Genomic DNA, 26,162 nt, shown 5'->3' on the forward strand with positions numbered 1-26,162 from the left:
GCGCAGCGGTTGCGGCGCGGAACCGGCGACAACCGATGGGAGGTCGTGAATGCCGCTCGTCTACCGCACGCTCTTCTCGGTGGCGGCCGGCCACGACATCATCGAACTGAGCACACGCACACTGTCGCACTGGTTGGCCGGGCACAGGGCGGACGGTCCGACCGTGACCTTCACCCGTTCGGGCAACTACGAGCTGAACCGCAACTCGACCGCCACGGTCGTCCGGCATGACAACACCGATGAGCACATCAGCTTCCTACGGCTCATCACCGAATCGGCTCCCGCCGCGATCACGTGGCGGACCGTGCTGACGGCCGTGTCGGATCCGGGCCGGATGTCCGACCGCCTGGTGTGGATCGACATGTCCGCCGATGTCGGCGGCCAGAACCCGGAGGACCGGAGGTTCGACGCAGCGGCCCCCGGGGTCGCACTCTTCTTCTTGCAGGCGTTGGAGTGCAGGGACGGTGCCTCTGCACTGGGCACGGAACCCACGATCGTGCACGGCCACGACGACGCAGCGGTGGCGGGACTGCTTGCCGCTGTCCGCGACGACCGGCGACGGCTGGCGACCATCGTGTCGGGGGTCCCGGCCGATCTGACCGTCGCCGCCTGGCAGCAGACGATGGCGGGGGTACTGCACCGCTCGGTGGGCATGCAGTCCAGCTACGTCCTGGACCTCGCGGCGCAGCAACGCCTGGGGGACGCCCTCCCCAGGGAGTTCCGGGTCCCGATCGGAGGTCTGCGCACGTTCCTCCCCCGGGTTGACCTGAGCAATTCGAACGATTCCCTGCGCCACCCCCGGTTGAGCGCGCGAACGTTGGAGGGGGCACGGAGCGGCAACGGGGTCCGCCCCTGGGTGGGGTCGGCGCTGATTCGTGCGGTACGCGACGCCATCAGGGAGCAACCGCTCCCCGAGGAACTGCGCAGTCTCGACTCCCTGCTCAATGAGGAAGAGGCCGAATTGTCGATACGCCCTGGACGGGCGGCCTCGCCTGCCCGACCGGGGCGCGGCCCCGTTCCGGCCTGGGGCAGCGCACGGACACCGGCATGGTCTGGGGCAGGGCCTGCACCGGCCCGCGAGATCAAGCATCGCGACGTCCGGATCGTCGAATTGGAGAAGGAACGCGAACGGCTGCTGGCGGAGCTGGCGGAGACCATGGAAGAACGCGACCTGGGCCATGAGGAGCTGCGCGCGGCAATGAACGAGAACGCGTGGTTGCGAACGTGCCTGCGCGAGGCGGGGTTGTACGCCCTGGCCGGGGCGAAGGCTCCCGTGGCTCCCGGGGAGCGCCCACCCGGTGACTTCGAGGAATTGCTGGAGCGCATGACCGACGCCTCGGCGTTCCCGCACCTGTACTTCACGATCGACGACAACCAGGACGACGTCCGCGAGCTCAGCGGCAACAAGAAGGAGCGGTTGTGGGCGACCCGGGCATGGGAGGCATTGCGAGCCCTCGACGACTACGCCCGCTACCAGCTGGCTCATCCGGGGGCCGGCAAGAATCTGCACGACTACCTGCGGGAACCGCCCGAGGGCTTCCATGGAATCCCTGTGAAGCGGCTGGCCGCGCACGAGAGCGACACCGTGCAGACCAGGGACAAGTACGCGGAGAAGCGCACGTTCAAAGTCCCCGACCAGGTGCATCCGGACGGGGTGCTTCCGATGTTCGCCCACATCAAGCTCGACGCGGAGTACGGGATCTGCCCCCGGCTCTACTACTACGCGGATCTCGCACCGGGTCGCACCGGGCGTATCTACATCGGCTATCTGGGCCGGCACCTGCCGGTGCACAGCAGCAACTGACACGGGGAGCTGTCCGGAAACGACAAAAGCCCCACGGACTCGGAAGTCCATGGGGCCCGCGACGCGCGACTCGAAGAAGTCGTGGCCGGTTCGAAACCTACAGCGGGTAGACGTTCTCCGCCTGCGGGCCCTTCTGGCCAGCGGTGATGTCGAACTCCACGCGCTGGTTCTCCTCCAGGTTACGGAAACCAGAGCCGGAGATCGCGCTGTAGTGCACGAACGCGTCGGGCCCACCGTCGTCGGGGGAAATGAAGCCGAAGCCCTTTTCGCCGTTGAACCACTTAACGGTTCCCTGAGCCATGTTTTCTCCTTCAGCAATCGACTACACGGATACCTACTGAAGTGCATCCGTAAGTTGCCGCGAGCCGTTTCCCGAAAAGAAAACGCCCGCCGGCCAACAACTCCGCGGGCGATCACAAGAACCATCAACTGCGAAATTAACGACTAACAACTGGTCACGACACTATCACACACTCCCGGGGCGCGCACAGCCCTGTTCTCGGCGCGCCCCGGGCAACGGTCTTCGGCCCGGCTCTCAGCGACGGACGAAGCGCATGGCATGGGGGGCGTAGCGCTCCCCCGCGGTCACGCCCGCAGGGGCGACCTCCTCGATAGCCGCCAGGTCACCGGGGGTGAGAGTGACGTTGGAGGCTCCCGCGTTCTCCTCCACGTAAGCGGCGCGCTTGGTGCCGGGGATGGCGACGATGTCGGGCCCCTGGGCCAGTACCCAGGCCAGGGCGAGCTGGGACGGGGCGACCGCCTTGGCCGCGGCCAGCTCGTTGACCCGGTCCACGACGTCGAGATTCCTGGCGAAGTTCTCCCCTTGGAACCGCGGGGCCCTGCGTCGCCAGTCGTCCTCGGCGAGGTCGTCGAGACTGCGGATCGTCCCGGACAGGAACCCCCGCCCCAACGGGCTGTAGGCGACGAAGCCGATCCCCAGCTCGCGGACGGTGTCCAGCACTTCGTCGTCCTCGACGTCCCGGGTGAAGAGGGAGTACTCGCTCTGTAGCGCCGTGACCGGGTGCACCGCGTGCGCGCGGCGGATGGTCCCGGGGGCGGCCTCGGAGATGCCGAGGTAGCGCACCTTCCCCTCGGCAACGAGGTCGGCGAGCGCGCCCCAGGTCTCCTCGACCGGGACGTCCGGATCGACCCGGTGCTGGTAGTAGAGGTCGATCCGGTCGGTGCCGAGCCTGCTCAGCGACCCGTCCAGCGCCCGGCGGAGGTAGTCGGGCCGGCCGTTGACCTTGCCGGTGAGCGCCCCGTCCGCATCCACCTCGTTGCCGAACTTGGAGGCGATCACGACTTCGCCGCGCCGCCCTTTCAGCGCCTTGGCCAGCAGCGTCTCATTGCTCCACGGTCCGTACATGTCGGCGGTGTCGAAGAAATCGATCCCGAGGTCGAGCGCACGATGCACGGCGCGCACCGACTCGGCGTCGTCGCGCTGCCCGTAGGCGAACGTCATCCCCATGCAGCCGAGCCCCTGTTCGGAGACTTCCAGCCCCTGACCGCCGAGTGTCCGCTTGCGCATGCGCTCCTCCGTTGCTCGTCGAACGGGGCTGGACCAGCCGCCCACAGGGCTCCTCACTTCCCGGTCGCCCCCACCGGCAAACCGGGACGGCCGCCCAGGTCGCATCTGCTCAGGACTTCTTGTCTTCTTCCACCGGCCCGGGAGAAGCAGCGGCTTCCGTTGCCGGGGAGTCCGCCTCTCCCGGCAACGAGAATTCCGCGACCAGTTCGACGCGGCGGTTCTTCGCCCGCCCCTCCTCGGTGTCGTTGTCGCCCACGGGCTTGCGGGCGCCGTGCCCCTTGACCACGTAGTTGACGGATTCCACCCCGTCCGTGCCCTCCACCGGCAGCGCGGTCCGCAGATAGGACTCCACGCGTTCGGCCCGTGCCAGAGTGACCTGGTCGTTCACCTGGTCCGACCCCGTGGAATCGCCGAAACCCTCCACCTGGATACGGGCGCCGCCTTCTGCCGCCGCCTCCACGGTGGCCGCCACGAAGTCATCCAGTCCGGCGATCGCCTGGGGGGTGAGCCGGCTCTGGTCATGGGGAAAGAGCACGGTGGCCGTGACCGGGTCCGACACGGTCAGCTCCTCGACGGACTCCTTGGGCGCAATGGACGGGGACGGCTCGTCCGTACGCTCCTGCTCCCCCACAAGGATCGCGGTGACCCCGCCAGGGGTCTGGATCGGAAGCAGGACCGTGGCGAGCGCGAACACCCCGAGCAGGAGCACTCCCACGAGCGGAAAGGTGATGATTCCCGTGCGTCGCCCCACCGCACGTTGCGTCTCACGGACCGGCACAACGGCATCAGGTATCCCGAACCGTCCCGCGTATGCCAGGGTCACTCGCCGCTGCCTACACCGTCGCCTGTGCTGTTCTCTTCCTGCCACAGGACCGAGGTTAGGAACCCGGCTTCCCCCCATAAGACATCTCCCAAAAAATGGTTGTCCCTATTTAAATCCGAATGTTTTGTCAACCCCGGCGACCAACACCTTTTTCTTCTTTCCGTCCGCCCTCTCCCGCTATCACCCGGCATTTCGGCCCCACGAAACAATCTAGCGTGACATCAATCACATGCCGAGTTGCCACACAGTGGGCGACGAGTTCCACCCGGGGTTCGAATCACTTTTTTTCGTGATTGAAACCCCGCGATGGCCTCCCTGCGATCAGCTGCGTCGCCGGCCCACGGCTTCGGACATCCCCCGCCCGAGGGGTCCTCCATGAGCGGCCCGCATCCCGGTGACCAGCGGCAAGCGGCCTCCGGGCCCATTCGCCACCCCCTGGGCAAGGTGCGCGGCCCCGTTTCCGTGTGGCTGCTGTCGATCATCACCTTCGGGATCTACTCCCTCGTCTGGCACTACAGCGGGGACCGGGAACTATGGGACTTCGCCCCCGAGGCCGTCGAGGTCTCCCCCGGGGTCTGCCTGTTCGCCGTCACCCTGGGCAGCTTCATCGTGGTCCCCCCGTTCGTATCGGTGCTGAACACCGGTGGACGCATCGCCAAGGCCCAAGGGCTCGCCGGCCTCTCCGACCTCGCCTCCGGCGGCATCGGCATCCTGTTGATGTTCGTCTTCGGGCTGACCCCGCTCTACTACCAGTCACAGTTGAACAAGGTCTGGCACGCCAACGGCGCCTGACACGCCGGGATCGGTTCACCCGCGCCCGGGTGCCCCTGGCCGAGGCAGGGGCACCTACGCTTGAGTCGTTATGCAGACCGGCACCCCATTCCCGACTCCCCCCGCGCCCCGTGTCGTCCTCAGCGAGCAGGAGTGGCGTGAGCGGGCGGCGCAGCACGCGGCGCGGGCCGACTCCTTCGTCACCAACGCCCAGCGCGAGTTGACCCGTCCGGTGGAGACCTTCCTCTTCACCTACTACAGCCACAAACCCGCACAGCTGCGTCGTTGGCATCCGGGTCCCGGCGTACTCCTGCAAGGCGCAGAGATCGGCGACGCCTTCGGCCGCTGGTACCGGCATTCGACCGGTACCGACTCGTCCGGCACAACCGTCAGCGGGGTGGAACTGGACACCGCGGCGTTCGCGACCGACCGAGGACGGGCCCTGGAGTTCGTCACGGCGCTCCTGACCGCGACCGCGGGCCGCAGCGCCAATTTCGGCTGTTTCGGTCTCCATGAGTGGGCCATGGTCTACCGATCGTCGCCCGACCAGCTACGGCACTCCGCTCTTCCTCTCCGGCTGGGCCCGGAAGGAACCGACCGCGTCGTGGAATCACACCGCATCCGGTGCTCGCATTTCGACGCCTTCCGCTTCTTCACCCCGGAGGCCCGCCCGCACAACCGGTTGCAGCCCACCCGCGAGTCCCAGACCTCCCTTGAGCAGCCGGGCTGCCTGCACGCAACCATGGACTGCTACAAGTGGGCCTACAAACTCGCACCGGCGGTGCCCGGCGAACTGGTCCTGGACTGTTTCGCGCTGGCCCGGGACGTGCGCGAACTCGACATGCGCGCCTCTCCCTACGACCTGAGCGGCCACGGCTACACCCCGGTAGCGATCGAGACCCCCGAAGGCAAGGCGGAGTACACCGCGATCCAGCGGTCCTTCAGCGAGCGAGGCCAGGAACTGCGGCGGCGGCTGCTCGACGTGTGCGAGGTCCTGGCCGAGGCGCAGAGCGCGGTCCTCGACACCTGATGGCCGGGCCGGTGGCGGGACACGTCGTTGACAGGGCGTCCTGATCAGATCGCCGTCTTCTTGTCGGCGGCGGGGATCCTCTCCAGCACTCCGCCGCGAAAGACCTGGTAGAGGTCGAGTGGTTCGAGGTGTACGTAGCCGATGTGGCAGTCGCAGCTCAGCGCCGGGCAGGCTCGGGGACGCAGGTTGTCCGCGAAGGAGCCGTCGTAGAGGTTGCCGAGTTCGGTTGCCACGAAGTGGCAACGGCGCACGGTCCCGTCCCCGTTGACCGATACGACGGTGTCCCCGGTGCGACACGCCAGGCCCAGACTGGCGTGCGGTGTACGACTGTAGGCGAAGTGCGGGTCGATCTCCTGCCAGAGGGAGGCCTCGGCGTCGGTGTAGGAACGGCCCTCTGCCGCGTTCACCCAGAGATAGGTCTGCTCCGGCAGTTCCGAACGCAGTCGGCGGGTCTGCTCCAGGTGTTCGGGGAACCCGACCACGCCGACGCTGAAGCGCACCCCCAGTTCCGTGAGCCGACGGCACTTGCCCAGAAACCGATCGTAGGACACCTGGCCCGGATGGAAGGTGGCCCAGAGGGCTGCGGACCCGTGGTCGCAGTCGGCCAGCCAGTCGAGGCGCCCGCTCAGATTGGTCTGGATCGCCACCCGCTCCACATGCGGCAGGTGGCTGAGTCGGGCGATGGCCCTTTGGTACCAGGACCGGACGAGGCCCTCCCCCCACGGGGTGAACAGCACCGACAGCCTGGTACCGGGACTGGCCTCGCCCTGCTCCACGACCCATTCGGCGAACCGTTCCAGCGCGGCGCGGTCGGCGCGCAACTGGTCGGGGCTGTCGCGACGCTTGGCGAAGGGGCAGTAGGGGCAGTCGTAGTCGCAGCTGGCGAGCGGGCCGCGATACAGGATGGACAGTGAACGAGGCAGACTCATCGCGCCGAGTACCCCGCCATCAGATCGGCGACCGGGGCGGAGAAGAGCAACGGGCCGATCGCGTCGGAGTGCGCCAGTCCTTCCGGTGTGAGGCGCAACTCCTGCACGGGATGGGTGGCAGGGGCGATCCAGCCGCGCCCCGCGAGCTCGGCGAGCTGGGCGGGAAAGTGCACGAGGGGGTCGGCACCGAACCGTTCGGTGTAGAGGGCGAGGTTGACGCCGTCGGCGCGCAGCAGCGACTGGAGGAGGTGACGGCGGCGCCTCTCGTCGGTGTCCAGACGAAAACCCACACCGACACGTTCGAAACCCGCGTGGTCCCTGGAGATGTAGTCGTCGATGATCGCGCGCACCTGACGCACCCCTACCGCGTAGTCGAAGGAGTAGTGCAGGTCGCGGGTGTAGGAACGGGCTCCGCACCCGAGTCCCACCATCGCGTCGGTCTGACAGCAGTAGGCCGGGCCGTCGCCACCGGGGGCGTCGATCCGCTCGAACATCCGCATCGAAACCTGCCGATAGCCCCGGGCGAGAAGGTGGTCGCGCCCCTGTCGGTAAAGGGCGAGTCGGTGGTCGTCCCAGTCACGCCCCCTGCGACCCAGACCGGTCAGCGGACGGACGTAGAGGGGGTAGAGGTAGATCTCCTCGGGCGCGAGGTCCAATGCGGTGTCCAGGGAGTAGCGCCAAGTGTCCGAGGTCTGACCGTCGATTCCGTAGATCAGGTCCAGGTTGAGGCGGGCCCGGGTGTGGTCGCGGATGGCACGCAGGGCCCGGTCCACCTCGTCGCGGCGTTGAGGGCGACCGGCGGCGTGCGCCTCGGAGTCGATGAAGCTCTGCACCCCGATGCTGATCCGGGTGGCGCCGCTCTCGGCCAGCACCGCCAGCCGATCGGGCGTGGCCGTGGCCGGGGAGGTCTCCACCGAGGTGGGGATGGCTGCCAGGTCCGCGCCGAGTACCCGCCGGGCGAGGTCGTAGAGGCGTTCCAGTTCGGCAGCGGTCAGATAGGTGGGGGTACCCCCGCCGAAGGCCGCACGGGCGAACCGTGCGTCGGGAACGGCCTCGGCCACCGCGTACGCCTCGCGCTCCAGGGCGTCGAGGTAGGCGCTGACCTGCTCGGCCGGCGGGGTCAACCGGGTGAAGAGGTTGCAGAACCCACAGCGCATCTCGCAGAACGGGATGTGGAAGTACAGCGAGAGGGCGTCGGTGTCTTCTTCCCGCCAGACATCGGTCAGCCTCGGGGGGTCGTCGAGCGGCCGGTAGGCGCTTTTGTGCGGATAGCCGTAGACGTAGGAGCGGTAGGGCGAGTCGGCCGCCGGCGCGGCTTCGATGTCGATTGACGTCACGAGTGCTCCTCGGGGCGGGCAGCGGGGATGGTGAACTGCGCGTAGGGAACGGTCCAGACCGTCTCGTGGCCGATGCGGTGACCGGTGTGGCCGTCCTCGCCGTAGGCGGTTCCGTGGTCGGCGCAGACGATGGTGAAGCAGGGGCGGCCCCGGCCGCGCAGGGCGGCCAGGAGGGCGGGAACGTGTGCGTCCACGTACTCCAGGGCGGCGGCGTGGCTGTCGGGGCCGTCGGGTGTCCCCGGTCGCGCTCCGCGCAGGTAGAACCAGTTGGGCTGGTGGAGAGCGGAAACGTTGAGCAGGAGGAACAGGGGACGGTCGTCGGGAGCCGCGCGGGTCACGGCCGCGACCCGCGCCACCTGGTTCTCGAAGGAGGCTGGGTCGGTGACGCCGAACTCCGGCTCCCAGTGGCTCTCGGTGAACAGGTCGGGCAGTACCGATCCGAGTGCCGAAAGGCGGTTGAAGAATCCGGTCCCGCCGACACAGGCGGTGTGGTAGCCGGTTGCGGCGAGTCCGGCGACGATGTCAGGGGCGTCGAACGCCCAGGTGCGGGCATCGGTGGTGGTGCTGCCCGGAAAACCGGCGGCGAACAGCCGAGGGTGCGGTCCGGGTTCGGCCGGGGTCGGCAGGAATCCGGCCAGCATCGCCAGATGCGAGGCGTAGGTGAAACTCGCCGGTGCATGGCGCCTTTCCCAGGACCCGTCGGGCAGCAGTGCACCGAGGTTGGGAGTACGCCCCTCGGCGAGCAGCCGTGCCGCCACGTCGTAGCGCAGCGTGTCGAGGGTGACCAGGATGATGTCGTGCGTTCCCACCACGGTGTTCATGTCCGGGCGCGCGGTCATCGGCGTCCTTCTGGTTCGCGCTCCGGGCCGAACGGTTCAACCGGCGTGTGGCGGCCGGTCCGAACGGCGTGGACCTGCTCGGCGTAGGTGTCGCGGCCCTCGTGGTGGATACCGGGGATCAGGTCGCCGAAGGCGTTGACCTCGCACACGGCTGTGTCGCGCAGGCCGGGGGCAAGGAGCAGGTCCACGCCCGCGTGGAGGGTGCGACCGAAGCACGCTGCGGCCGCCTCGGCGACCGACATGGCCCTGTCCCAGGCACGGGGTCCCATCGCCCCGCGCAGCGCGACGAGGTCGCCACGGGCGTTGCCCAGGTGGAGGTTGGTCATGGGCGACCTGGAGGTGCGCGCCACCACATGGGTGGCACGGCCCGCGACGACGAGGACGCGCAGGTTGACGGAGGCCCGGCCCAGTGCGGCCTTGGGCAGCCACCGTTCCACGTGCACGCCGTCGGCGCACAGTGCGTCCACGATCGTGGCGACGTCGGACTCGTCCTCGTACTTCTTGATCACCAGGCTGTTGTACAGCTCCGGCCCCTGGGCACCGTGAACCAGGTCCACGGAGGTGACCGCGAGCACCCGGTCGGCGTGTGCCGTCAGCGCCACCACTCCCGATGCCGAGGATCCGTGCACCGGTTTGACGAACACCCGGGACCAGCGCCGCGCGGTCATCCGTTCGCGCAGGTCGGTGTAGCCGCTGATGGGCCGGCCGCCGAGTGCGGGCGGGACCCGCACACCGGCGGCCGACAACCGGGCGTGGCAAAGGCGTTTGTCGCACATGACGGCGAGGTCGGCCGGATCCTGGAGCAGTTGCGCTCCGGGAGCCTCGGCCACGACCCCGGTGAGGCGGCGCAGCGCGGCGCGCATTCCGCGATGGAAGGCCGCCGAGCCCTCGACCCGGTAGGGATCGGGGTCGTGGTCGAGCCCGGTGAGCAGCCGGGCGGTGCGGACGTCCTCTCCTGGGGAGTCCACCCGCACCAGGGCGCCCGGTGCGACGGTGCCTCGGCCGGCCGCCAGGTCCGACCAGGGCAGCAGAACGGGGTCGGCGAGTCCCTGGGCGCGTACCGCGTCGGTGAACAGCCGCAGCCTTCGGCCGCCTGGAACGGCGACGACGGTCAGCAGCGGATCGGCGGTCATTCGGTGCCCGCCGGGTAGCGGGATCGTCCGGCCGCCAGTTCGTCGGTGCGGTCGGCGTTGCGCAGAACGAGGGAGGTGAGGTTGGGGAAGAGTGCTCCGTCGAGCAGCGGGGCGAGATCGGCTCTCGTCGAATCACCGCCGTATTCGCGGCTGCCGAACCACAGTTCCAGGTGGTGCGGTGCGGGAAGTTCGGCGGCCGGCACCCCCCTCAGCACCCGACCGGGCAGGCCGCCGGTCTGGAGGGCCGAACGGCGCAGGGTTTCGTGGCGGACCGGGGAGAACCCCAATCCCGCGGAACCGCGCACCGTGAATTCGTCGAGCGCAGGGGAGGCGCCGGGCAACGGGGAGACGTCGCACCGGGGAATCCAGGAGATCTCGCTCTCAGTGGTGAGGAACTCCACGACGGGGAGCCCGGCGAACACGGCGGCGTGTTCGTGGATCGGCATACCTGCTCCTGACTGAAATGGACCGCCCCCCAGTCTTATCGGTGGGCGATGACACATCCCAGAGGACCCGCGTGCCCCACCCGTCTCCCGTGTGCACGGCACCGACGGCGCGCCCCGTCCCCTCCAGGGCCGAAAGTCCTTTCGGAAAAGGCGAAATACCCGTATTTCCTAAAGGCTTAAGTCCTTCGTGAAACGCGATATCCCAGGCACCGGACACCCCTTTGGTGAACGGATTATGGTGTTTTGCGAAACGACGGAAACTGCATATCGAAACGGGGACCGCGCACGCCGGACACCTCCTGGGGCAGTGCTGTGGGCACGGTGGCGAACCGGCCTTGTACCTCGAAGACCCCGGCGCTTGGAACAGGCGCCGCCTCGGAACCGACTCCGCGCGTCGGCGCACGTTCCAGCGAACAGGAAGAAGTCGCACCATGTCCCCCAGAACCATCGGCGAACTCCCCCATCCGGACGCGGCGACGATCCAAGCGGTCCAGGCCAGCTGCGCGGATCTTCTCGACCGCCCTGAGGTCCTGGCCGAGTCCTTCTACACTCATCTGTTCGAAGCGGTTCCACATATCCGGGAGCTGTTCCCGGAGGACATGAGCAGGCAGACCACCCGGATGGCCCAGGCGATCATCCAGGTGGTGAACCATCTGGACCGCCCCGCGCAGATGCAGAACTACCTCATGCGTCTGGGCCGCTACCACCACGAGAAATGGGGGCTGGGCCCCGAGGACTACCCCTGTGTGGGGCGCGCCATGGTCGAGGCGGTCCACGACCTGTCCCCCACCTGGTCGTCGTCGTTCAGTTCCGCGTGGATCCTGGTCTACGAATGGATCGCCGCCAGTATGCTCGCCGGCGCGACCGCCTCCGCGGCTCCCCCGGAACCGAAACCGGCGGGCCGTTGCCCGGTCGGGGCCAGGGGCACCGCTCCCGGCCGCACCGCCGGCTGACACTCCATCGCCCCGCTCGTGCGCGGCAGGCTGCTGGGAAAGAAGCCGACGGGGCAGCGCTCACTCGGTGACAACGGGGTAGTAGTAGGTCTCGCCCCCGTAGGTGTCGGGTTCGCGCGGATCGCGCAGGTTGACCTCCACACCGGGCAGGGCTGCCCGGACCTCTTCGGCGACCTCGGCATCGAGGAAGTGGGCACGCAGGTCGAGACGGCGCAAGGAACGAAACGCCTCCGCCCCGATGATCGTTCGGGCTCCGGCCTCGGTGAGCGTGCCCATCGACACGTCGAGCGCCCCCAGTCGCGCGAGCACGGGCGCCTGGGACAGGGCCTCGATCAGTGCGTCGGTGTCGTCGGCGTTGCGCAGCCCCAGCGAGCTCAGGGCGGGCAGCACCGTTCCCGACAACAGTGGCGCCAGCCCCCGCAGGGTGGTGGTGCGTCCGTAGTCGTCCACTCCCAGCCACAGCTCAAGATGGGTCAGCGCGGGCAGATCGGCCTCCAGTACCCAGGTCACGACCCCTTGGGGCAGGCCGCCGGTCTGCACGGTCAACCGCTCCAGCCCTGCGTGCCCCGCACCGGAGAATCCGAGCCCGGTCCCACCTCGGACGGTGAACTCGCGCAGCCGCGGGAACGCCGCGAGCAACGAGGAGACCTCGCACTGCTGGATCCACGAGATCTCGGCCTCCTCCAGCACGATCTCGCCGAAGAACAGCGCGCGCAACGCGGGGAAGCGGTCGGCGTGTGCGACAAGGAGGTCGCGGACGGATTCGGCGCTGTTCTCGACTGGTTCGGCCCAGCTCCCGATGACGAGCGCGGTGATCCGTGTGGTGTCCACCTCGGTGAGGAAGCGCGCGAAGTAGTCCTCGTACACCTCCTCTGGTTCCCAGGACCCGACCCGTAGCCGCCACGCCACGGAGGAGGGGTCGGCGGTTCCCGCGGCCAGGGCGTGGTCGGGTTCGGGCGGTCCCGGTGGACGGCCGGCCGGCGCGGCCACGCGCTCGTGCCGGGCGAGACGGTCCTTCTCAAGGTCCTTGGAGGGGAAGTCCACGACGGGAAGGCCGGCGTACTCGGTCAGATAGTTGTGGATCGTCATCGCACGGGCTCCATGTTCCAGCGGACGGGGTCGCGATCAGTGATACCAGCAGGGGGCGCCGGAGCCCCGACGCGAACCGCCGCGGCCGGCACACGACGCTATGTCCATTGCGTGGAGATCATGGGAGGATGCTCCGCATTCCTCCCCGTCGGCCCTGATCGCGTGCCCCCATGACCCGTGGCCGTGACGTGCCCGACAGCACGGTTGACGGCTTCTCACCCCCTACCCGTTCGGAGTCCGCTACCCATGAACGAACTGACGCTCGTCCTGACGGGCGCGGCCATCAGCCTGGTGACCAGCGCGGTGGTGACCTGGCTGCTCGGACGCCAGGCGCGCCAGACCCAGGACCGCTCGGCGGTGCGCGACTCGGCCCGCCGGCTGACCGCCGTCTTCATCGCCGAGCGCGACGCATCCACCGCCGGAACCGAGGCCGGCTCGCCGTCGCGACTGGCCGAAGCCGAAGCGGTGTCCCTCGCCCTCACCGACCGCAAGGTGCGCGGTCGGATCGGGGACGTCATCCGGCTGCTGCGCGAGAGCGGCATCACCGAGCTCCAGGAGCTCAGCGGTGTCCGGTCGGGGCGCGGACGCTCCCTGCTGTGCGACCACGCCCTCGATGTCCTGGGGGCGCATTTCCGCGGCGAGCGGCTGCCCGCGCTCCCCGAGGCGATCCGCAAGATGCTCGACGTCGAGAACGAGGCGCTGGGCATCCACTCGGGCTCCACCCTCTCCTCCCCCGTCGTTCCCAGCGGCTCCCCCGTGGCGTCGGCCGAAGAAGAACCGGCTCCCGCGCCGGCCGTCAGCAGCCGCAAGGTCCGCAGCAAACCCCGCCCGGGCGCGCCCCGTTCGGCCGGCTCGCAGGACTGAGCGGTTCCCCGCCCCGGGCAGGGCGCCGCTACGGTTGACCTGGACGGTGCCCTGCCCGGGGGGCACCCGGTGATCGGAAAGGAGAGGGATGCGCGGTCCGCGTTCTCCTGCTTTTTTCCGTGCCGGGGTGCTGTCCGCTGAAGCCCTGTCACCGTCCCTGCGGCGAATCGTGTTGGGCGGCACCGGTCTCACCGGCTGGTTCCCGGGATCGGGGGTCCCCGACGAGGCGGTGCAACTGTTCCTGCCCGCACCGGGAGAGCCCCTGCCGGCGGTGCCACAGGACGATTCCGGCTCCTGGCCCCGTCCGGGGGCCGCCCCGGGGTTGGAGGGCCGATGGTACACCGTGCGCCGTTGCGACGAACGGCGCGGCGCGCTGACCGTGGACGTGGTCGTGCACGGGAGCGGCGCGGGCGCCGACTGGGCCGCCCGCGTCCGAAAGGGCGACCACGTGGGCGTCTCCCGTCCGCACCACTGGTACCGGCCTCCCGAGAACGCCCGCTGGCAGGTCCTGGTCGGCGACCTGACGGCGTTGCCCGCCGTCGGCCGAATCCTGGAACAGACTCCAGAGCGGCTGCCCACCCGGAGTTTTCTGGAAGTCCCCGGCCCCGCGGACGAGCAGGTCCTGCCCGGCCCACCGGTCTGGACGCACAACCCGTCCCCGCATCTGGGCAGCACTCTGGCCGGGACCGCCATCGACGTAACGCTTCCGACCGGGCCCGGGTACGTGTGGGTGGCCGGCGAGGCCGCGGCCACCCGCGCGATCCGCCGCCACCTGCGCCACGGGCTGGGGTTGGCACCGGCTTCCTACACGGTCATCACCCACTGGCGTCCCCGGGCCGGCGAATGGAGCCGGCGCTTCGCGTCCGCGGGGATCGATCTGGCCGCCATCTACCGCGCCGGGACGGCAGCGGGACACGACGGCGAACAGATCAGCGACGAGGTGGACCGCCGCCTCGACGACGCCGGGCTGTGAGCGCCGCTCCCTAGACGACCGCGGGTTCCCACGCCCGGTTGACCACCCGCACCAGACCCCGGTCGGTGATCTTGACCTGGGGGGAGACCGCGAGGGTGAGGGTGGAGACGCTCATGAAAGCGTTGCGGTTGCGCCAACCCCACGCGTGCAGCACCGCGCGCACCCGGCCGGATACGCGCGCGACCTCTCCGGCGGACCGGTCCGACATCACCCCGCCGATCGGCAGTTCCAGCAGCGCCGGTTCCTCTCCGGCGACCACGGCGCACATTCCCCCGCCCGCGGCGATCACCGCGTTGGCCGCTGTTCGCAGCGACTCGGCCGAAGTGGCGATGACGGTGAGGTTGTGGCTGTCGTGGGCGTAGGTGCTGGCGAAGGCCCCCTCTGCGAGGTCGTGCCCCACGACCGGTGCGACCGCCACGGTGGCGTCCCCGGTGTGGCGCTCCAGGACCGCCACGACAGCGGTGTGCCCTTCCCACTGCACGACGCCGTCGCATACGTCGAGCACCACTTCGGCGGCCTCGGTGTAGGTGTCCACCTCGTTGACCCGCATGGCCCGGAAGGTGTGTTCCCCGTCGGGCAGGTCCACCCGCCACTGAGGGTGCCCCTCGGCCAAGGGCTCCAGGTGGACCGTACCCGCGAAGGGGTTGTCGGCCGGTAGGGCAGCAGCGGCCTGGAGCGGTTGTCCGTTGCGTCCCACCACCGCTCCCCCGGCCACGACCACGGCCGGGGTGAGGTCGGTGAGGGCGTTCAGTACCACCAGGTCGGCCCGTTTTCCGGGGGTGACGGTGCCCCGGTCGTGCAGGCCGAGGCGGCGGGCGGGGGTGAGGGTGAGAGCGCGCAGCACCTCGACGGGCGCCATCCCGCGCTCCAGGGCGACGTGGCCGACCCGGTCCAGGTGTCCGCCGGCCAGGATCGCGTCGGCGGCGACGTCATCGGTGACCAGGCACAGGTCGGGCAGGCGCGGAAGGGCGAGAAGGGCGTCAACGACCTCGGGCGTGAGGCACTTCTCCTGAAGCATCAGGAGCATCCCCAGCCGCGCCTTCTCCACCGCGACCTCCGCGGTGTTCTTGCAGTGATCGGAGTCGATCCCGGCCCAGAGGTACTCGTTGAGGTCAACGCCCGACAGGTTGGGGCAGTGCCCGTCCAGGCGGACGCCCCGGGTACGGGCCACCTCGACGATGGCGCGCATACGCGGGTCGCCGGAGACCACCGCGCGATAGTCCATGACCTCACCGAGGGTGGTGACGTCTGCCCAGTCCAACATCTCCGCGATATCGGCGGCGTCGAGGCGGGCCCCGGCAGTCTCGAACCCGTCGAGGGCGGGAACGCAGGACGGGACGGCCCAGCGCATCGTCTGCGCGGTGTCGCGCCCCTGCTCGATCATCCATGCCTGGGCGTCGCGTCCGGCGACGTTGACGATCTCGTGGGCGTCGGCCAGGACGGTCGTGGTGCCGCGCGGCAGGGTCACCCGGGCGAATTCACGGGGGGCCAGCAGCGAGCTCTCGATGTGCATGTGTGCGTCAACGTAACCGGGCGCGACGAGCAGTCCGGTCGCGTCGATCACCTCGGCCGCCGTGACCGGGGTTCCCGGTTCCAGCACGGCCCGGATCGCGTCGCCGGTGATGGCGACGTCGGCGGCCCAGACCTCTCCGGTCTGCACCGACACCACGCTGCCGCCGCTGATGAGCAGGTTGACGGGGTCGGACGGGTTCATGTGGGGTTCCTCGTTCGTCATGGTCGGTCGGCGGTGGGCCGGGTGCGGGCGTAGGCGGCGAGCCGTTCGGTGAGCAGCCGGGTGAAACCGTCGGCGTCCACCGTGCGGGCGACGCGCACGTCGCGCGCACGGCCGGGGGTGCGCAGGTCGGCGACGAGGGCGCCGCGCGTCACCTCGCCCGCGCATTCCACGGTGGCCGTACCGCTGTCGTAGCCGAGAAGCCCGGGGTGGGTGACCGCGGCGACCGCCAGCGCGTCGTGGACGGGGACGGCCGCGACGCCGAAACGGTCCTGGTAGCGCTGCACGAAACCGCGCAACAGGGTTCCGGCCGCACCGGCGGCACCGGGCAGTGCCGCCAGTCGTTCGGCCGGCTCCAACGGAAACAGCGCCGCTCGGGTGACGTCCAGTCCCACGACGCGCACCGCCAGGCCCGATTCCAGGACCCGGCGGGCCGCCTCGGGGTCGGCGAAGAAGTTGAACTCGGCGGCGGGGGTGACGTTGCCCTGGCAGCGGGCGGCCCCGCCCATGACGACGATGCCGCGCAGCGCGGGGCCCGCCTCGGGGTGCCGGGCCACCATCGCGGCGACGTTGGACAGCGGCCCCAGGGCGACCAGGGTCAGTTCGCCGGGGGCGGCCAGGATCTGCTCGGCCAGCCAGTTGACGGCGTGTTCCCGGCCGGGGGCACGTAGGGAGCCGGGCAGGTCGAGCCCGCCCAGGCCCCCTGCTCCGTGCATCGGCTCGTCGGGGATGCGGGCCGTGCGGGCGATCGGCCCGGCGAGGCCGGCGACCAGGGGCAGGTCCGCGGGCGCGCCGGCCAGGTCCAGCACCTGGGCGGCGTTGCGGGTGACCTGGTCCAGTCCGGCGTTGCCGGCGACCGTGGTCACCCCGCGCACATCGAGCTCGGGAGAGGCCAGGGCGTAGAGCAGGGCGAGGGCGTCGTTGACTCCGGGGTCGCAGTCGATGACAACGGGAATGCTCATCTGGCCACCTGCTCGACGAAGCGGTCCAGCCAGGCCGAGCGCTCGGTGGCGATGAGTTCGAGGTCGCCCTGGTGGTAGCCGTTGCCGGCCGGGTCCACGGCGGCGTCCCCGGAAACCTCGGTCATGAGGTCGGTGACCTCGGCGTCGGGATGGACCGGTTTGTCGTAGATGACCCGTGCGACCTCCGACTGCACGTCCGGGTCGAGCAGGAAGTCCACGAACTTCTCGGCACCGGCCCGGTTGGGGGCTCCCGCGACGATCTGGGCGGTGTTGGCCGTCATGACCCGGCCTTCCTCCGGAACCGCGAAACCGATGGGCTGCCCCGCCTCGACCGCGTTCATGGCGAAGTTGTCCAGGCCGGGGGCCATTGCGATCTCGCCACGCTCCAGAAGGCTGGTGAGTTCGGTGGACCCCGTGTAGAACTGCAGCGCGTCGGGCCCGATCTCGGCGAGCCGGTCGAAACCGGTGTCGGCGTCCGTGGGGCCCGATCCGTACGCTTCCCCGGTGGCCAGGACGAGCATGGGGCCGGCCGACACCGAGATGTCGGGCAGCGCGAACCCGCCGGGCAGATCCGACTGGTAGAGGGCGTCCCACGAGGCGGGTTCCTCGGTGACCATGTCGGTCCGATACATCATGCCCAGGAGCTGGAACGTGTAGGCCGGCCCGTAGCCGTCGGGGTCCAGCGCCCAGGGGCGGATCTGGTCCAGGGTGGGGACCGCGGCCGGATCGACCTGTTGGAACAGCTCCATCTGCTTGCCGATCTCGGCGTAGTAGTCGGAGATGAGGACGACGTCGGTATCGGGGTTGTCCTTCTTGATCCGCAGTTTGGTGAGCCGGGTGGCGTTGTTCCCCGTGTCCAGGACGACCTTGATTCCGGTCTCCTGTTCGAAGGGTTGACCGATGACCTGCATGAACTCTTCGGTGGCGAAGGCGAAGGTGCTCACCACGAGGGTGGTGGTGTCGTTCTGCCGGGTGGCCGCGCAGGAGGTCAGGGCCATGACCGCGGCCAGGGTTACCGCTGCTGCGGCGACCGCGCGTCTCATCGGGCACCGGCCGGGGTGTGCGCGTCGGCCAGCTCCACGAGGCGGTGGCGGGGCAGCAGTATGCGCACCGCCTCACCGGGCCGGAAGTCGTCGCCGGGGTGTACGCAGTTCAGGCGGCCACCCGCCGTGTCCACGCCGATCAGGCAGTGGCTGCCCTGGTAGGTGACATCGGCGACGGTGCCCGCCAGCTCCACGGAGTCGGTGGCGGCCTCCTCACCGGTGACGGCCGCGGTCAGCCGGACGTGCTCGGGGCGGATCGTCACCGGTCCGAAGCCGGGAACCTCGGGGAAGTTGTCGTATCCGAGGAATTGGGCGACGAAGCGATTGGCGGGCGCGGGAAAGACCGTACGCGGGTCGCCCTGCTGCTCCAGCCGTCCGCCGTTGAGGATGACCATCGTGTCGGAGAGCTGAAGCGCCTCGTCCTGGTCGTGGGTGACCAGGATCGCGGTCAGTCCGGTTTCGCGCTGCACGCGCAGCAGTTCCTGGCGCATCTGCACGCGCAGGCGGGCGTCGAGGTTGGACAGCGGTTCGTCCAGCAGCAGCACCGACGGTTCGATGGCGACGGCGCGGGCCAGGGCCACCCGCTGCTGCTGACCGCCCGACAGCTCGCCGGGCTTGCGGTCGGCGGCGTGGGACAGCCCCACGAGTTCCAGTGCCTCACCGGCACGTTTCCTGACCTCGGCCGCGGGCCGCCTGCGGGCCCGCAGGCCGAAGCCGACGTTGTCGGTGAGCGTCATGTGCGGGAACAGGGCGTAGGACTGGAAGACCATGCCGATGTTGCGGCGCTCGGGCGGGGTGTCGGTGGCGTCCGTCCCTTCCAGCAGGATGCGCCCGGACGTGGGACGGATGAACCCGGCGATCATCCGCAGGGTCGTGGTCTTGCCGCAGCCGCTGGGGCCCAGCAGGGTGGTGAAGGTGCCGCGGCGTACCGCGAGGTCGAGGTCGCTGACGGCGGCGACGCCGTTGGCCGCGCTTCCGAAACGGTGGCCCACCCCGTCGAGTTGGACTACAGGTGTCATTTCTCGATGTCTCCTTGAACCCGGCCGCTAGCGGCCGAAGACCTTGTTGAATCCGACGAGGCGCTCGGTGAGTAGGGCTACCGCGACGCTGAGCGCCAACAGGACGACGCTGACCGCGGCGACCACCGGATCGAACGAGGACTGCACGTAGTTGAGCATCTCCACCGGGAGGGTGGCCACGCCCGGCCCGGTCAGCAGCAGCGACAGCGGAACGTTGTTGAGCGAGGTGATGAAGGCCAGGATCGTGGCGGAGATGATTCCCGGGCGCATGACCGGGACCGTCACCGAGAAGAAGGTACGTACCGGTCCCGCGCCCAGGCCGCGGGCGGCCTCCTCCAGGCGGGGGTCGGCCAGGGCGAGCGAGGCCCCAACGACGCGCACCGTGTAAGGCAGCAGCAGGACGGTGTGCCCGATGACCAGGGTCCCCAGGGCCGTGATGTTGAAGCCCACCATGAGCTGCTGGAACAGGGCCAGGCCCAGCACCAGTTCGGGAACGATGATCGGGGTCATGAACAGGTTCTCGATGAACGCCTTGCCCGGGACGGCCCCGCGTTGCAGCGCCAGCGTCGCGGGGATTCCCAGGGCCAGGGCCGCGGCGGTGGAGAGCACCGCGACGACGAGGCTGGTCCCCAGGGAGTCGATGAAGGGCCGGTACTCCAGGGCCGCGGCGAACCACCGCAGGGACAGTCCTTCGGGCGGGAAGGTCAGCGTGCTGCCCGCGGTGAAGGCGACTCCCAGCAGGATCACCACCGGACCGAGCATGATGACGAAGGCGATCGCGCTGAGCAGGGACAGCAAGGGGCGTCTGAGGATCATGAGGTGGTGCTCCCTCGCTTGCTCAACCGGCCCGACAGTGCGGCCACGACGAGCACCAGGACCGTCATGACCAGGGCGACGGCGCTGGCCGCGGGCCAGTCGAGGCTGACGTTGACCCGGCTGTAGAGCAGGGTGGACAGGATGCGCTCGCGGGAACCGCCGAGCAGTTGGGGGGTGGTGAAGGCGGTGACGGCTCCGGCGAAGACCAGGGTGCAGCCCACCAGTGCCCCTGGCAGAGCGAGAGGGAACACGACCTGGCGAAAGACCCTGGACGGCCCGGCTCCCAGGCCGCGGGCGGCATCCTCCAGGCGGGGGTCCTGCTGGGACAGGCTGGAGTAGCTGGACAGGATCATCAGGGGCAGGAACAACTGGACCAGGCCGAGCACGATCGCGGTCTCGGTGTAGAGCAGTTGGACGGGGCCCAGGCCCAACGCCTGGGAAGCGGTGCTGAGCACCCCGTTGCCGCCGAGGACGACGATCCATCCGTAAGTGCGCACAACGGTGTTGAGCATGAGCGGAAAGATCGCCAGCGCCAGGAGTTTTCCGGACCATTGGGCGGGTGCGCGGGAGATCAGATAGGCCGTGGGAAAGCCCAGGACCAGGCAGATCAGTGTGGTCAGCACCGAGACCCGGATGGTGCGGGCGATCACCGGCAGCAGGTTGGGGTCGGTGAGCAGCGCCCCGGTCTCACGGACGACTGTGGCCGGATCCCCGTCCGGTGGGGCCGCCAGGGTGGCCGCCACCGGATAGAGGAAGGCGAACAGCAGCACGGCCAGACCGGGGAGCAGCAGTAGGCGCACGGTGTTGCGGCTGTTCAACTCCACCCCCGAAAGGTCGGCGTCCGGCCATGCCGGTACGCAGGATTACAAACTATGTCGGCTTTGAACAGGTCTAATACCTGCAAACGCTTCTGCAAGCGCTTGCAGCATCGTAGCCTTTGCTCGGACATGTCGGCCAGACAGGGTGTGTTAAGAAGCGGTGAAGCCATCCGGCACCGAGGAACGGAGACACAGTGGCGGGACTAGAGGACGTGGCCCGGATCGCCGGTGTGTCGGCCTCGACGGTGTCACGGGCCATGAGCCGGCCCGGCATGGTGGCGCCCACCACTCTGGAACGGGTGCGCACCGCCGCCGAACAGGCGGGGTTTCGGGCCAACCCGGCTGCGCGGGCACTGACCACCGGACGCACCGGATTCCTGGCGATGCTCGTTCCCAGCATCGACAACCCCTTCTACGCGGGCAGCATCGCCGGTGCACAGGCCGCGGCCGAGGCGAGCGGCCGATGGCTGATCATCGCGGTAACCGACGGCAGCGCCGAGCGCGAGGCCGCCGCGCTGCGCGACCTGGAGAGCCAGGTGGACGGCTTCGTCCTGTTGATGCCGCTCGCCGGGGCAGGGGAACTGAAGCGGGTGCACGAGCGCAAACCGGTGGTCGTCATCAACCGCAAAGTGCCCGGCCTGACCTCGTTCACCGTGGACACCCCGGGCGGCCTGGCCCGGATCTACGACCGGCTGGTCGAACTCGGCCACACCCGGGTCGCCTATCTCGCGGGACCGCCGGGTTCGTGGATGGACCGGCGTCGGCGCCAGGTCCTGTCCGAGCACTCCGACCGTCCCGGCCTGAGCGTACGGGTCCTGGGGCCCATGCCCCCGGAGTTCAGCGAGGGCGCCTCCCACGCCGACGCCGTCCTGGACTCCGGCTGCACAGCAGCCCTGGCCTACAACAGCTCGGTCCTGCTGGGCCTCGTCTTCGAACTGGGACGCCGCGGGGTACGGGTGCCCGACGACCTCAGTGTGGCCGCCGCCGACGACATGGCCTTCGCCGACCTCCCCGGTTCCCCGTTGACCGCGGTCGGCGTACCGGTGGCCGACCTCGGCCGGCGGGCGGTGGCGGCACTGGACGACCTCATCGGCGCCGCCCCGGGCAGTCCACGACCGGCCAGCCGGATGCTGTCCACCACGGTCCGGCTGACCGGGTCGTTGGCCGCGCCGCGCCTGCGGCGGGTGCGCTCCGCCGGGTCAACGGCGCCCGAACAGGAAGCGCACCATCCCTCTTCGCAGCGGGAGCTCGGCTCCGGTGAAGACGCGTAGTTCCCCACGGTGGGCGGGAAGCCGGTGGGCCTCCAGCAACGTGTGCAGGCCGGGCGCGCAGTCCCACTTCGCAGCGGACAGTCCGGCGATGGCCGACAGCACCGTTCGCTGGTCGTCGGTGAGACTGCTGTAGGGCGACGGCGCCCAGGAGGTCGCACCGGGCCGACCGAAGACCGCGGCCAACAGGCTCTCGGCGGCCGGTTCGACGTCCCAGTTGCGGGCGAAGAAATCGGTGCAGGCGGCAATACGTGCCTTATCCAGAGCGGGGCCCATCCCGGACAGGGCCAGCCAACCCAGTTCCTCGGCGCTGGAGTCGGCGAAGGAGGGCCAGCCCCGCCACAACCGCGCGTCCTCGGTCGGCAGGCGGGTTCCGATCACCCGCAGGGCCTTGTCGGGAATCTCGGCACCACGCATGCAGCCCAGCGCGAGGGCCGCGGCGAAGTCCGCATCGTCGGTGGCGTCCAGCAACAGCACCAGGTGACGGGCCGTGGCGACGTCGTCGGGGCGGGCGACCCTGCCCAGGGCGTAGACCGCGGAGCGCAGAGGGGCGGCCGTCCCGGGCTCGCACACCCGGCGCAGCGGGCCCACCAGCGTCCCGGCGTCCTCACCGAACCACGACAGAACCCAGGCGGCCAGGTCGGCGACCCGGTGGCCGGCGAACTCCCCCCGCTCCTCCAGCAGCGGGAACAAGCCGGGCAGTAGCGGCCGCAGCGCCTCGTGGGCAGCCAGCTCGGCTCTGAGGATTTCGGGCCCGCGCTCCAGAGCCAACGCGTCCAGCCGGGTGTGTGCGATGCGACGGGCCTGCTCGTCCTGGGCCGCCGCCAGCCACGCACGGTAGTGCTCCCGGGCCCTGTCCGCCCCGACCTGGGCGATCCACGCCATCTCGTCACGCCACAACAGCGGGTCGCGCCGCCGCGGAAGGTGGTCGGCGGGGGCGGTGTCGAGGAGCTCGTGCAGGCACAGCAGCGCGGCGAACCGACCCGGAACTCCTGGGTCGGCGGCCATCCGGGCGAGAACCGGTGCCAGCCCCGGAGCAGCGGTGAAATACGGGCCGGGGAAGGACAGCAGGAGCTCGAAGTCGCCGATGACATGGCTGTCCTCGTCGGCGACGGCGACCTCCTCCAGCATCCGCGGGATCTGCTCGCCCGAGCCGGGGGCGAGCGCCTCCCAGTCAACGTCGGCGGCTTCTGGGGCGTGGGAGTTGCCGGAATGCTCTGGCATGGGGCCATTATCCGCGGGACGGGTCCGCGCGGCCCGGCTGTCGGGAGTGGTGGCCGGTTCGGGCCACTGGCCCGTTGTCCACCGGGAGGAGGCATGGCGACCGCGCCGGTTCGCCTACAGTCGTGCGGATTTGGTTGATTCGAGCGAAACCGGAGGCCCCATGGACGGCGCGGTTCTCGGCCTGTTGACAGCACTCACCGGTATCGCCGGCACCCTGGCTTCGGCCTTCATGGTCCAGCGCGGAGCGGAGCGGAGCAAAGCCCGCGAACTCGAGCACGCCGAACGCATGCGGGCGGAGGAGCGTCGGCACGCCGACGAGCGGACCGCGCTCGACACAAGGCGATCGTGCTATGTCGCTCTCAACACCGCGGCCAGGTATTACCACATCGTCCTGACCGACTGTCGTCACGCGCTCCAGGCAGATCTCATGACCGAGGAGCTCCGGTCACGGCTCGACGAGGCACGCGTCAACCACAGGGCGCAGCACGCCGAAGCGCAGATGGTGCTCCCCGACACCGTTCTGGGAGCGGCAGGGGGCGTCAACCGCGGTTTGAACTCGGTGTACGGAATCGTGAAGCGCCTGGACTCCGGCTCTCACCCAGCGGGGGAATCAGTCCTCGACGTCGAACACGGACTGAGCGGCGCGTGGGGGCACTTGGTGGCCATGCGCACCGTGATGCGCGCCGACCTGGGCATTTCGGAGAGCGGCGGCAAACCTGCCGACGAGGTTGTTCAAAGAGAGGCCGACTCCTCCACTTCTCCTGAGCCTCCCCGGTAGGCCTCGGCCTGGATCGAGTACAGCTCCGCGTACAGGCCGTGCACGGACATGAGCTGATCGTGGGTGCCCTCCTCGACCACACGACCCCGGTCGAGGACGTAGACGCGGTCGGCCATGCGCACGCTCGCCAGGCGGTGGGTGATGAGCACGACTGCGCTGCGAGTGCGCCGGGCGTGCTCGTGGATCGAGGCGAAGAGCCGCTGTTCGGCACGGGCGTCCAGAGCGGCGGTCGGCTCGTCGCAGATCAACAGGGGCGCGTCCCGGTAGAAGCCGCGAGCGGCGGCGACCCGCTGCCATTGCCCGCCGGAGAGCTCCTGCCCCTCGGCGAACCGGCGGTCCAGGAGGGTGTCCCAGCCGTGCGGCAGTTCGTCGACGATCTCCCGGGCGCCGGAGACCCTCGCCGCCTCGTCGAGCCGTCCGGGATCGTCGGGGCTGCTCATCGTGACGTTGCGGCGGGCGGAGAAGGGCCAGTGCGTGTGGTCCTGGGCGATGATCGCGATGCGCCCGCGCAGCGCGTGGGCGTCCACTCCGGCGAGGTCGGTCCCGTCCCAGCACACCCGGCCCCGGACAGGGGTGTAGAGGCCGGCCAGGAGCTTGGACAGGGTGGTCTTGCCCGACCCGTTCTCCCCGACCAGCGCGATCGTCTCGCCGCGCCCCACCCGCAGGCTCACTCCGTCCAGGGCGTGGTCGTCCTTGCCCGGGTAGCCGAACACCACGTCCTCGACGGTGATCGACTCGACCGCGTCGGGCGGGGCGGCGAGGCCGCTCGGTGGCAGCCACGCCTTCGCGCGGTCGCAGAAGTCCAGGAAGTCACGGAAGTACAGTCCCGACTCGTAAGCGCTGTTGACGGCCATGAGGGTGGTCGCGAGCGCGGACTGGCCGGTGCGAATCGCGATGACCGCCGCTCCGGCGACCGCCAGCGGCATCATGTCGTTGACCAGCAGCAGGCCCAGGACAACGTAGGTGAGCAGGGTGGCCGTGCCGCCCAGGGCCTCCCCGGCCAGGCGCACCAGCGCCTGGCGGCGGGCGAGGACGAGCTGCACGTCGCGCTCGTGGCCGGCGATCGCGTCGAACTCCGCCAGGAGCGGACCGCGCATCGTGAAGGAACGGACCTCGGCGCAGGAGGCGCGCGAGGTCATCAGGTCGTCGAGCATCCCCTTGCGGCGGCGGCTCTCGGTGATCGCGAGGATCCAGGCATAGCGCATCCGCGCCGCAAGGGACGCGGCCCACCCCTCGGGCAGGACGGTGAGCAACAGGAGCGGGATGAGCAGCGGGTGCAGTATGCCCAGCACACCAGCTGCGGCGATGATCCCGATCAGCCCGGTGAGGATGTCGATGGAGTAGGTGACGACCCGCTTGGCCTCGTCCGCCCCGCGGATCGTGGCGCGAAACATCCGGTCGTGGAAGTCGTTGTCGTCGAAGGCCAGGACCCGGACTCCGGTGGCGAGTTCAGCCAGGCGCAGCTCCGAGACCCGTTCCACCTGCGGCTCCAATCTGGCCTGGGCCCAGCCGGCCGCGGCCGAGAGCGCCCCGCGCATGAGCGCGGCCCCACCCACCACCGCCAGGGCGGGCAGCGCGGCCAGGACCCGGTCGGTGGTCGGGCCCGCGGTCAACAGCTCTTCCAGGACGCCCGCCGTACCCACCAGGACCACGGCGGTGAAGACACCGGCGGCCACGTTGAACACCGCGGTGGCCAGCAGGTCGCGGGGGGACGCCCGCCACGCCAGGCCGACGGCCTGGGCCAGCAGGCCGGGAAGCCGCCAGGCCACGCTCCGCCAACCGGCCTGGGCCGCCTCCTCCTCGTAGCGGCGCCATTTGGGCGGCGCCAGCGGGGGCAGCGTCAACCCGGTGGCCGCGCCCGCCCGCCCCTCCTCATCCTTGGTCGCCTTCACTCGCACGTGCGCCTCCAGCGTGGTCGGGGATCGCCCCGATCATCACCGAGGACAGCGGTGGAACGCACCGGGCTGTCCGCCTCCGGCCGTG

At 69.9% G+C, this 26,162-nt stretch carries 25 protein-coding genes; 8 read left to right on the forward strand and 17 right to left on the reverse strand.

The window, feature by feature from the left end; translation table 11 throughout:
• Positions 1–49 precede the first annotated feature (49 nt).
• Complete coding sequence (locus tag AC0VYP_RS18570) at positions 50–1,804, forward strand: hypothetical protein (protein ID WP_285757345.1); 1,755 nt, start codon at positions 50–52, stop codon at positions 1,802–1,804.
• Positions 1,805–1,901: 97 nt separating this feature from the next.
• Here AC0VYP_RS18570 and AC0VYP_RS18575 read toward each other — a convergent pair whose 3' ends face one another.
• The 3 genes from AC0VYP_RS18575 to AC0VYP_RS18585 form a co-directional block, all read right to left on the reverse strand.
• On the reverse strand, positions 1,902–2,105 hold the full coding sequence (locus AC0VYP_RS18575) for a cold-shock protein (protein WP_285757346.1): 204 nt from the start codon (positions 2,103–2,105) through the stop codon (positions 1,902–1,904).
• A 234-nt stretch (positions 2,106–2,339) separates the two neighbouring features.
• Positions 2,340–3,332, reverse strand: a complete 993-nt coding sequence (locus AC0VYP_RS18580) for an aldo/keto reductase (protein ID WP_475470947.1) — start codon at positions 3,330–3,332, stop codon at positions 2,340–2,342.
• Between the two features lie 109 nt (positions 3,333–3,441).
• Complete coding sequence (locus AC0VYP_RS18585; protein WP_475470949.1) at positions 3,442–4,155, reverse strand: OmpA family protein; 714 nt, start codon at positions 4,153–4,155, stop codon at positions 3,442–3,444.
• 375 nt (positions 4,156–4,530) lie between these two features.
• On the opposite strand from AC0VYP_RS18585, the gene AC0VYP_RS18590 reads away from it, so the two are divergent.
• Positions 4,531–4,947 carry a DUF4234 domain-containing protein gene (locus AC0VYP_RS18590; protein ID WP_285757349.1) on the forward strand — a complete coding sequence of 139 codons (417 nt, stop codon included), beginning with the start codon at positions 4,531–4,533 and terminating at the stop codon, positions 4,945–4,947.
• A gap of 70 nt (positions 4,948–5,017) precedes the next feature.
• A complete protein-coding gene (locus AC0VYP_RS18595; RefSeq protein WP_475470952.1) occupies positions 5,018–5,956 on the forward strand; it encodes a 3-methyladenine DNA glycosylase in 939 nt (312 codons plus the stop codon).
• Positions 5,957–6,000: 44 nt separating this feature from the next.
• Here AC0VYP_RS18595 and AC0VYP_RS18600 read toward each other — a convergent pair whose 3' ends face one another.
• Genes AC0VYP_RS18600 through AC0VYP_RS18620 form a run of 5 tightly spaced genes read right to left on the reverse strand, consistent with a single transcriptional unit; the run spans position 6,001 to position 10,640 of the window.
• Positions 6,001–6,885 carry an STM4011 family radical SAM protein gene (locus AC0VYP_RS18600; protein ID WP_475470954.1) on the reverse strand — a complete coding sequence of 295 codons (885 nt, stop codon included), beginning with the start codon at positions 6,883–6,885 and terminating at the stop codon, positions 6,001–6,003.
• Positions 6,882–8,222 (reverse strand): STM4012 family radical SAM protein, encoded by a 1,341-nt coding sequence (locus tag AC0VYP_RS18605; RefSeq protein ID WP_475470956.1) that lies wholly within the window; start codon positions 8,220–8,222, stop codon positions 6,882–6,884. Before AC0VYP_RS18605 ends, AC0VYP_RS18600 begins: the two co-directional genes overlap by 4 nt.
• Positions 8,219–9,061, reverse strand: a complete 843-nt coding sequence (locus tag AC0VYP_RS18610; protein WP_475470958.1) for an STM4013/SEN3800 family hydrolase — start codon at positions 9,059–9,061, stop codon at positions 8,219–8,221. Before AC0VYP_RS18610 ends, AC0VYP_RS18605 begins: the two co-directional genes overlap by 4 nt.
• A complete protein-coding gene (locus AC0VYP_RS18615; protein WP_475470960.1) occupies positions 9,058–10,194 on the reverse strand; it encodes an STM4014 family protein in 1,137 nt (378 codons plus the stop codon). Before AC0VYP_RS18615 ends, AC0VYP_RS18610 begins: the two co-directional genes overlap by 4 nt.
• Entirely contained in the window at positions 10,191–10,640 is a 450-nt protein-coding gene (locus tag AC0VYP_RS18620) for a hypothetical protein (protein WP_475470962.1), read from the reverse strand. Before AC0VYP_RS18620 ends, AC0VYP_RS18615 begins: the two co-directional genes overlap by 4 nt.
• A 431-nt stretch (positions 10,641–11,071) precedes the next feature.
• On the opposite strand from AC0VYP_RS18620, the gene AC0VYP_RS18625 reads away from it, so the two are divergent.
• Positions 11,072–11,593 (forward strand): globin domain-containing protein, encoded by a 522-nt coding sequence (locus tag AC0VYP_RS18625; protein WP_475470964.1) that lies wholly within the window; start codon positions 11,072–11,074, stop codon positions 11,591–11,593.
• 60 nt (positions 11,594–11,653) lie between these two features.
• On the opposite strand, the gene AC0VYP_RS18630 is transcribed toward AC0VYP_RS18625, so the two are convergent.
• Positions 11,654–12,682 (reverse strand): STM4015 family protein, encoded by a 1,029-nt coding sequence (locus tag AC0VYP_RS18630; protein ID WP_475470966.1) that lies wholly within the window; start codon positions 12,680–12,682, stop codon positions 11,654–11,656.
• A gap of 246 nt (positions 12,683–12,928) precedes the next feature.
• Here AC0VYP_RS18630 and AC0VYP_RS18635 point away from each other — a divergent pair, with 246 nt between their 5' ends.
• Together AC0VYP_RS18635 and AC0VYP_RS18640 are read left to right on the forward strand one after the other, a co-directional pair.
• On the forward strand, positions 12,929–13,546 hold the full coding sequence (locus AC0VYP_RS18635; RefSeq protein ID WP_285757358.1) for a hypothetical protein: 618 nt from the start codon (positions 12,929–12,931) through the stop codon (positions 13,544–13,546).
• An 88-nt stretch (positions 13,547–13,634) separates the two neighbouring features.
• Positions 13,635–14,519 carry a siderophore-interacting protein gene (locus AC0VYP_RS18640; protein WP_285757359.1) on the forward strand — a complete coding sequence of 295 codons (885 nt, stop codon included), beginning with the start codon at positions 13,635–13,637 and terminating at the stop codon, positions 14,517–14,519.
• Positions 14,520–14,529: 10 nt separating this feature from the next.
• Here AC0VYP_RS18640 and AC0VYP_RS18645 read toward each other — a convergent pair whose 3' ends face one another.
• Genes AC0VYP_RS18645 through AC0VYP_RS18670 form a run of 6 tightly spaced genes read right to left on the reverse strand, consistent with a single transcriptional unit; the run spans position 14,530 to position 20,915 of the window.
• On the reverse strand, positions 14,530–16,233 hold the full coding sequence (locus tag AC0VYP_RS18645) for an adenine deaminase C-terminal domain-containing protein (RefSeq protein WP_475470967.1): 1,704 nt from the start codon (positions 16,231–16,233) through the stop codon (positions 14,530–14,532).
• Between the two features lie 17 nt (positions 16,234–16,250).
• Complete coding sequence (locus AC0VYP_RS18650) at positions 16,251–17,213, reverse strand: nucleoside hydrolase (RefSeq protein ID WP_475470969.1); 963 nt, start codon at positions 17,211–17,213, stop codon at positions 16,251–16,253.
• Positions 17,210–18,256, reverse strand: a complete 1,047-nt coding sequence (locus AC0VYP_RS18655) for an ABC transporter substrate-binding protein (RefSeq protein ID WP_475470971.1) — start codon at positions 18,254–18,256, stop codon at positions 17,210–17,212. The genes AC0VYP_RS18650 and AC0VYP_RS18655 overlap by 4 nt, the downstream gene beginning before the upstream one ends.
• Positions 18,253–19,275 (reverse strand): ABC transporter ATP-binding protein, encoded by a 1,023-nt coding sequence (locus tag AC0VYP_RS18660; RefSeq protein WP_285757363.1) that lies wholly within the window; start codon positions 19,273–19,275, stop codon positions 18,253–18,255. Before AC0VYP_RS18660 ends, AC0VYP_RS18655 begins: the two co-directional genes overlap by 4 nt.
• 27 nt (positions 19,276–19,302) lie before the next feature.
• Positions 19,303–20,091, reverse strand: a complete 789-nt coding sequence (locus tag AC0VYP_RS18665; protein WP_285757364.1) for an ABC transporter permease — start codon at positions 20,089–20,091, stop codon at positions 19,303–19,305.
• Positions 20,088–20,915 carry an ABC transporter permease gene (locus AC0VYP_RS18670; RefSeq protein ID WP_475470974.1) on the reverse strand — a complete coding sequence of 276 codons (828 nt, stop codon included), beginning with the start codon at positions 20,913–20,915 and terminating at the stop codon, positions 20,088–20,090. Before AC0VYP_RS18670 ends, AC0VYP_RS18665 begins: the two co-directional genes overlap by 4 nt.
• A 188-nt stretch (positions 20,916–21,103) precedes the next feature.
• On the opposite strand from AC0VYP_RS18670, the gene AC0VYP_RS18675 reads away from it, so the two are divergent.
• Positions 21,104–22,180, forward strand: a complete 1,077-nt coding sequence (locus tag AC0VYP_RS18675; protein WP_285757366.1) for a LacI family DNA-binding transcriptional regulator — start codon at positions 21,104–21,106, stop codon at positions 22,178–22,180.
• Here the strand turns inward: AC0VYP_RS18675 and AC0VYP_RS18680 are convergent.
• On the reverse strand, positions 22,109–23,401 hold the full coding sequence (locus AC0VYP_RS18680) for a hypothetical protein (RefSeq protein ID WP_285757367.1): 1,293 nt from the start codon (positions 23,399–23,401) through the stop codon (positions 22,109–22,111). The two genes, AC0VYP_RS18675 and AC0VYP_RS18680, sit on opposite strands and share 72 nt — an antisense overlap.
• On the opposite strand from AC0VYP_RS18680, the gene AC0VYP_RS18685 reads away from it, so the two are divergent.
• Entirely contained in the window at positions 23,400–24,179 is a 780-nt protein-coding gene (locus AC0VYP_RS18685; protein ID WP_475470976.1) for a hypothetical protein, read from the forward strand. The two genes, AC0VYP_RS18680 and AC0VYP_RS18685, sit on opposite strands and share 2 nt — an antisense overlap.
• Here AC0VYP_RS18685 and AC0VYP_RS18690 read toward each other — a convergent pair.
• A complete protein-coding gene (locus tag AC0VYP_RS18690) occupies positions 24,134–26,077 on the reverse strand; it encodes an ABC transporter ATP-binding protein (RefSeq protein ID WP_285757369.1) in 1,944 nt (647 codons plus the stop codon). The genes AC0VYP_RS18685 and AC0VYP_RS18690 overlap by 46 nt on opposite strands.
• Between the last annotated feature and the right edge of the window lie 85 nt (positions 26,078–26,162).

This window comes from Nocardiopsis sp. iso_186, assembly GCF_056173365.1.

Bases quoted from the DNA above. Each gene is read 5' to 3' on its own strand.
- AC0VYP_RS18570 (WP_285757345.1), top strand. From the start codon at position 50: ATGCCGCTCGTCTACCGCACGCTCTTCTCGGTGGCGGCCGGCCACGAC.
- AC0VYP_RS18575 (WP_285757346.1), bottom strand. From the start codon at position 2,105: ATGGCTCAGGGAACCGTTAAGTGGTTCAACGGCGAAAAGGGCTTCGGC.
- AC0VYP_RS18580 (WP_475470947.1), bottom strand. From the start codon at position 3,332: ATGCGCAAGCGGACACTCGGCGGTCAGGGGCTGGAAGTCTCCGAACAG.
- AC0VYP_RS18590 (WP_285757349.1), top strand. From the start codon at position 4,531: ATGAGCGGCCCGCATCCCGGTGACCAGCGGCAAGCGGCCTCCGGGCCC.
- AC0VYP_RS18595 (WP_475470952.1), top strand. From the start codon at position 5,018: ATGCAGACCGGCACCCCATTCCCGACTCCCCCCGCGCCCCGTGTCGTC.
- AC0VYP_RS18600 (WP_475470954.1), bottom strand. From the start codon at position 6,885: ATGAGTCTGCCTCGTTCACTGTCCATCCTGTATCGCGGCCCGCTCGCC.
- AC0VYP_RS18610 (WP_475470958.1), bottom strand. From the start codon at position 9,061: ATGACCGCGCGCCCGGACATGAACACCGTGGTGGGAACGCACGACATC.
- AC0VYP_RS18615 (WP_475470960.1), bottom strand. From the start codon at position 10,194: ATGACCGCCGATCCGCTGCTGACCGTCGTCGCCGTTCCAGGCGGCCGA.
- AC0VYP_RS18620 (WP_475470962.1), bottom strand. From the start codon at position 10,640: ATGCCGATCCACGAACACGCCGCCGTGTTCGCCGGGCTCCCCGTCGTG.
- AC0VYP_RS18625 (WP_475470964.1), top strand. From the start codon at position 11,072: ATGTCCCCCAGAACCATCGGCGAACTCCCCCATCCGGACGCGGCGACG.
- AC0VYP_RS18630 (WP_475470966.1), bottom strand. From the start codon at position 12,682: ATGACGATCCACAACTATCTGACCGAGTACGCCGGCCTTCCCGTCGTG.
- AC0VYP_RS18635 (WP_285757358.1), top strand. From the start codon at position 12,929: ATGAACGAACTGACGCTCGTCCTGACGGGCGCGGCCATCAGCCTGGTG.
- AC0VYP_RS18640 (WP_285757359.1), top strand. From the start codon at position 13,635: ATGCGCGGTCCGCGTTCTCCTGCTTTTTTCCGTGCCGGGGTGCTGTCC.
- AC0VYP_RS18645 (WP_475470967.1), bottom strand. From the start codon at position 16,233: ATGAACCCGTCCGACCCCGTCAACCTGCTCATCAGCGGCGGCAGCGTG.
- AC0VYP_RS18650 (WP_475470969.1), bottom strand. From the start codon at position 17,213: ATGAGCATTCCCGTTGTCATCGACTGCGACCCCGGAGTCAACGACGCC.
- AC0VYP_RS18655 (WP_475470971.1), bottom strand. From the start codon at position 18,256: ATGAGACGCGCGGTCGCCGCAGCAGCGGTAACCCTGGCCGCGGTCATG.
- AC0VYP_RS18660 (WP_285757363.1), bottom strand. From the start codon at position 19,275: ATGACACCTGTAGTCCAACTCGACGGGGTGGGCCACCGTTTCGGAAGC.
- AC0VYP_RS18665 (WP_285757364.1), bottom strand. From the start codon at position 20,091: ATGATCCTCAGACGCCCCTTGCTGTCCCTGCTCAGCGCGATCGCCTTC.
- AC0VYP_RS18685 (WP_475470976.1), top strand. From the start codon at position 23,400: ATGGGGCCATTATCCGCGGGACGGGTCCGCGCGGCCCGGCTGTCGGGA.
- AC0VYP_RS18680 (WP_285757367.1), bottom strand. From the start codon at position 23,401: ATGCCAGAGCATTCCGGCAACTCCCACGCCCCAGAAGCCGCCGACGTT.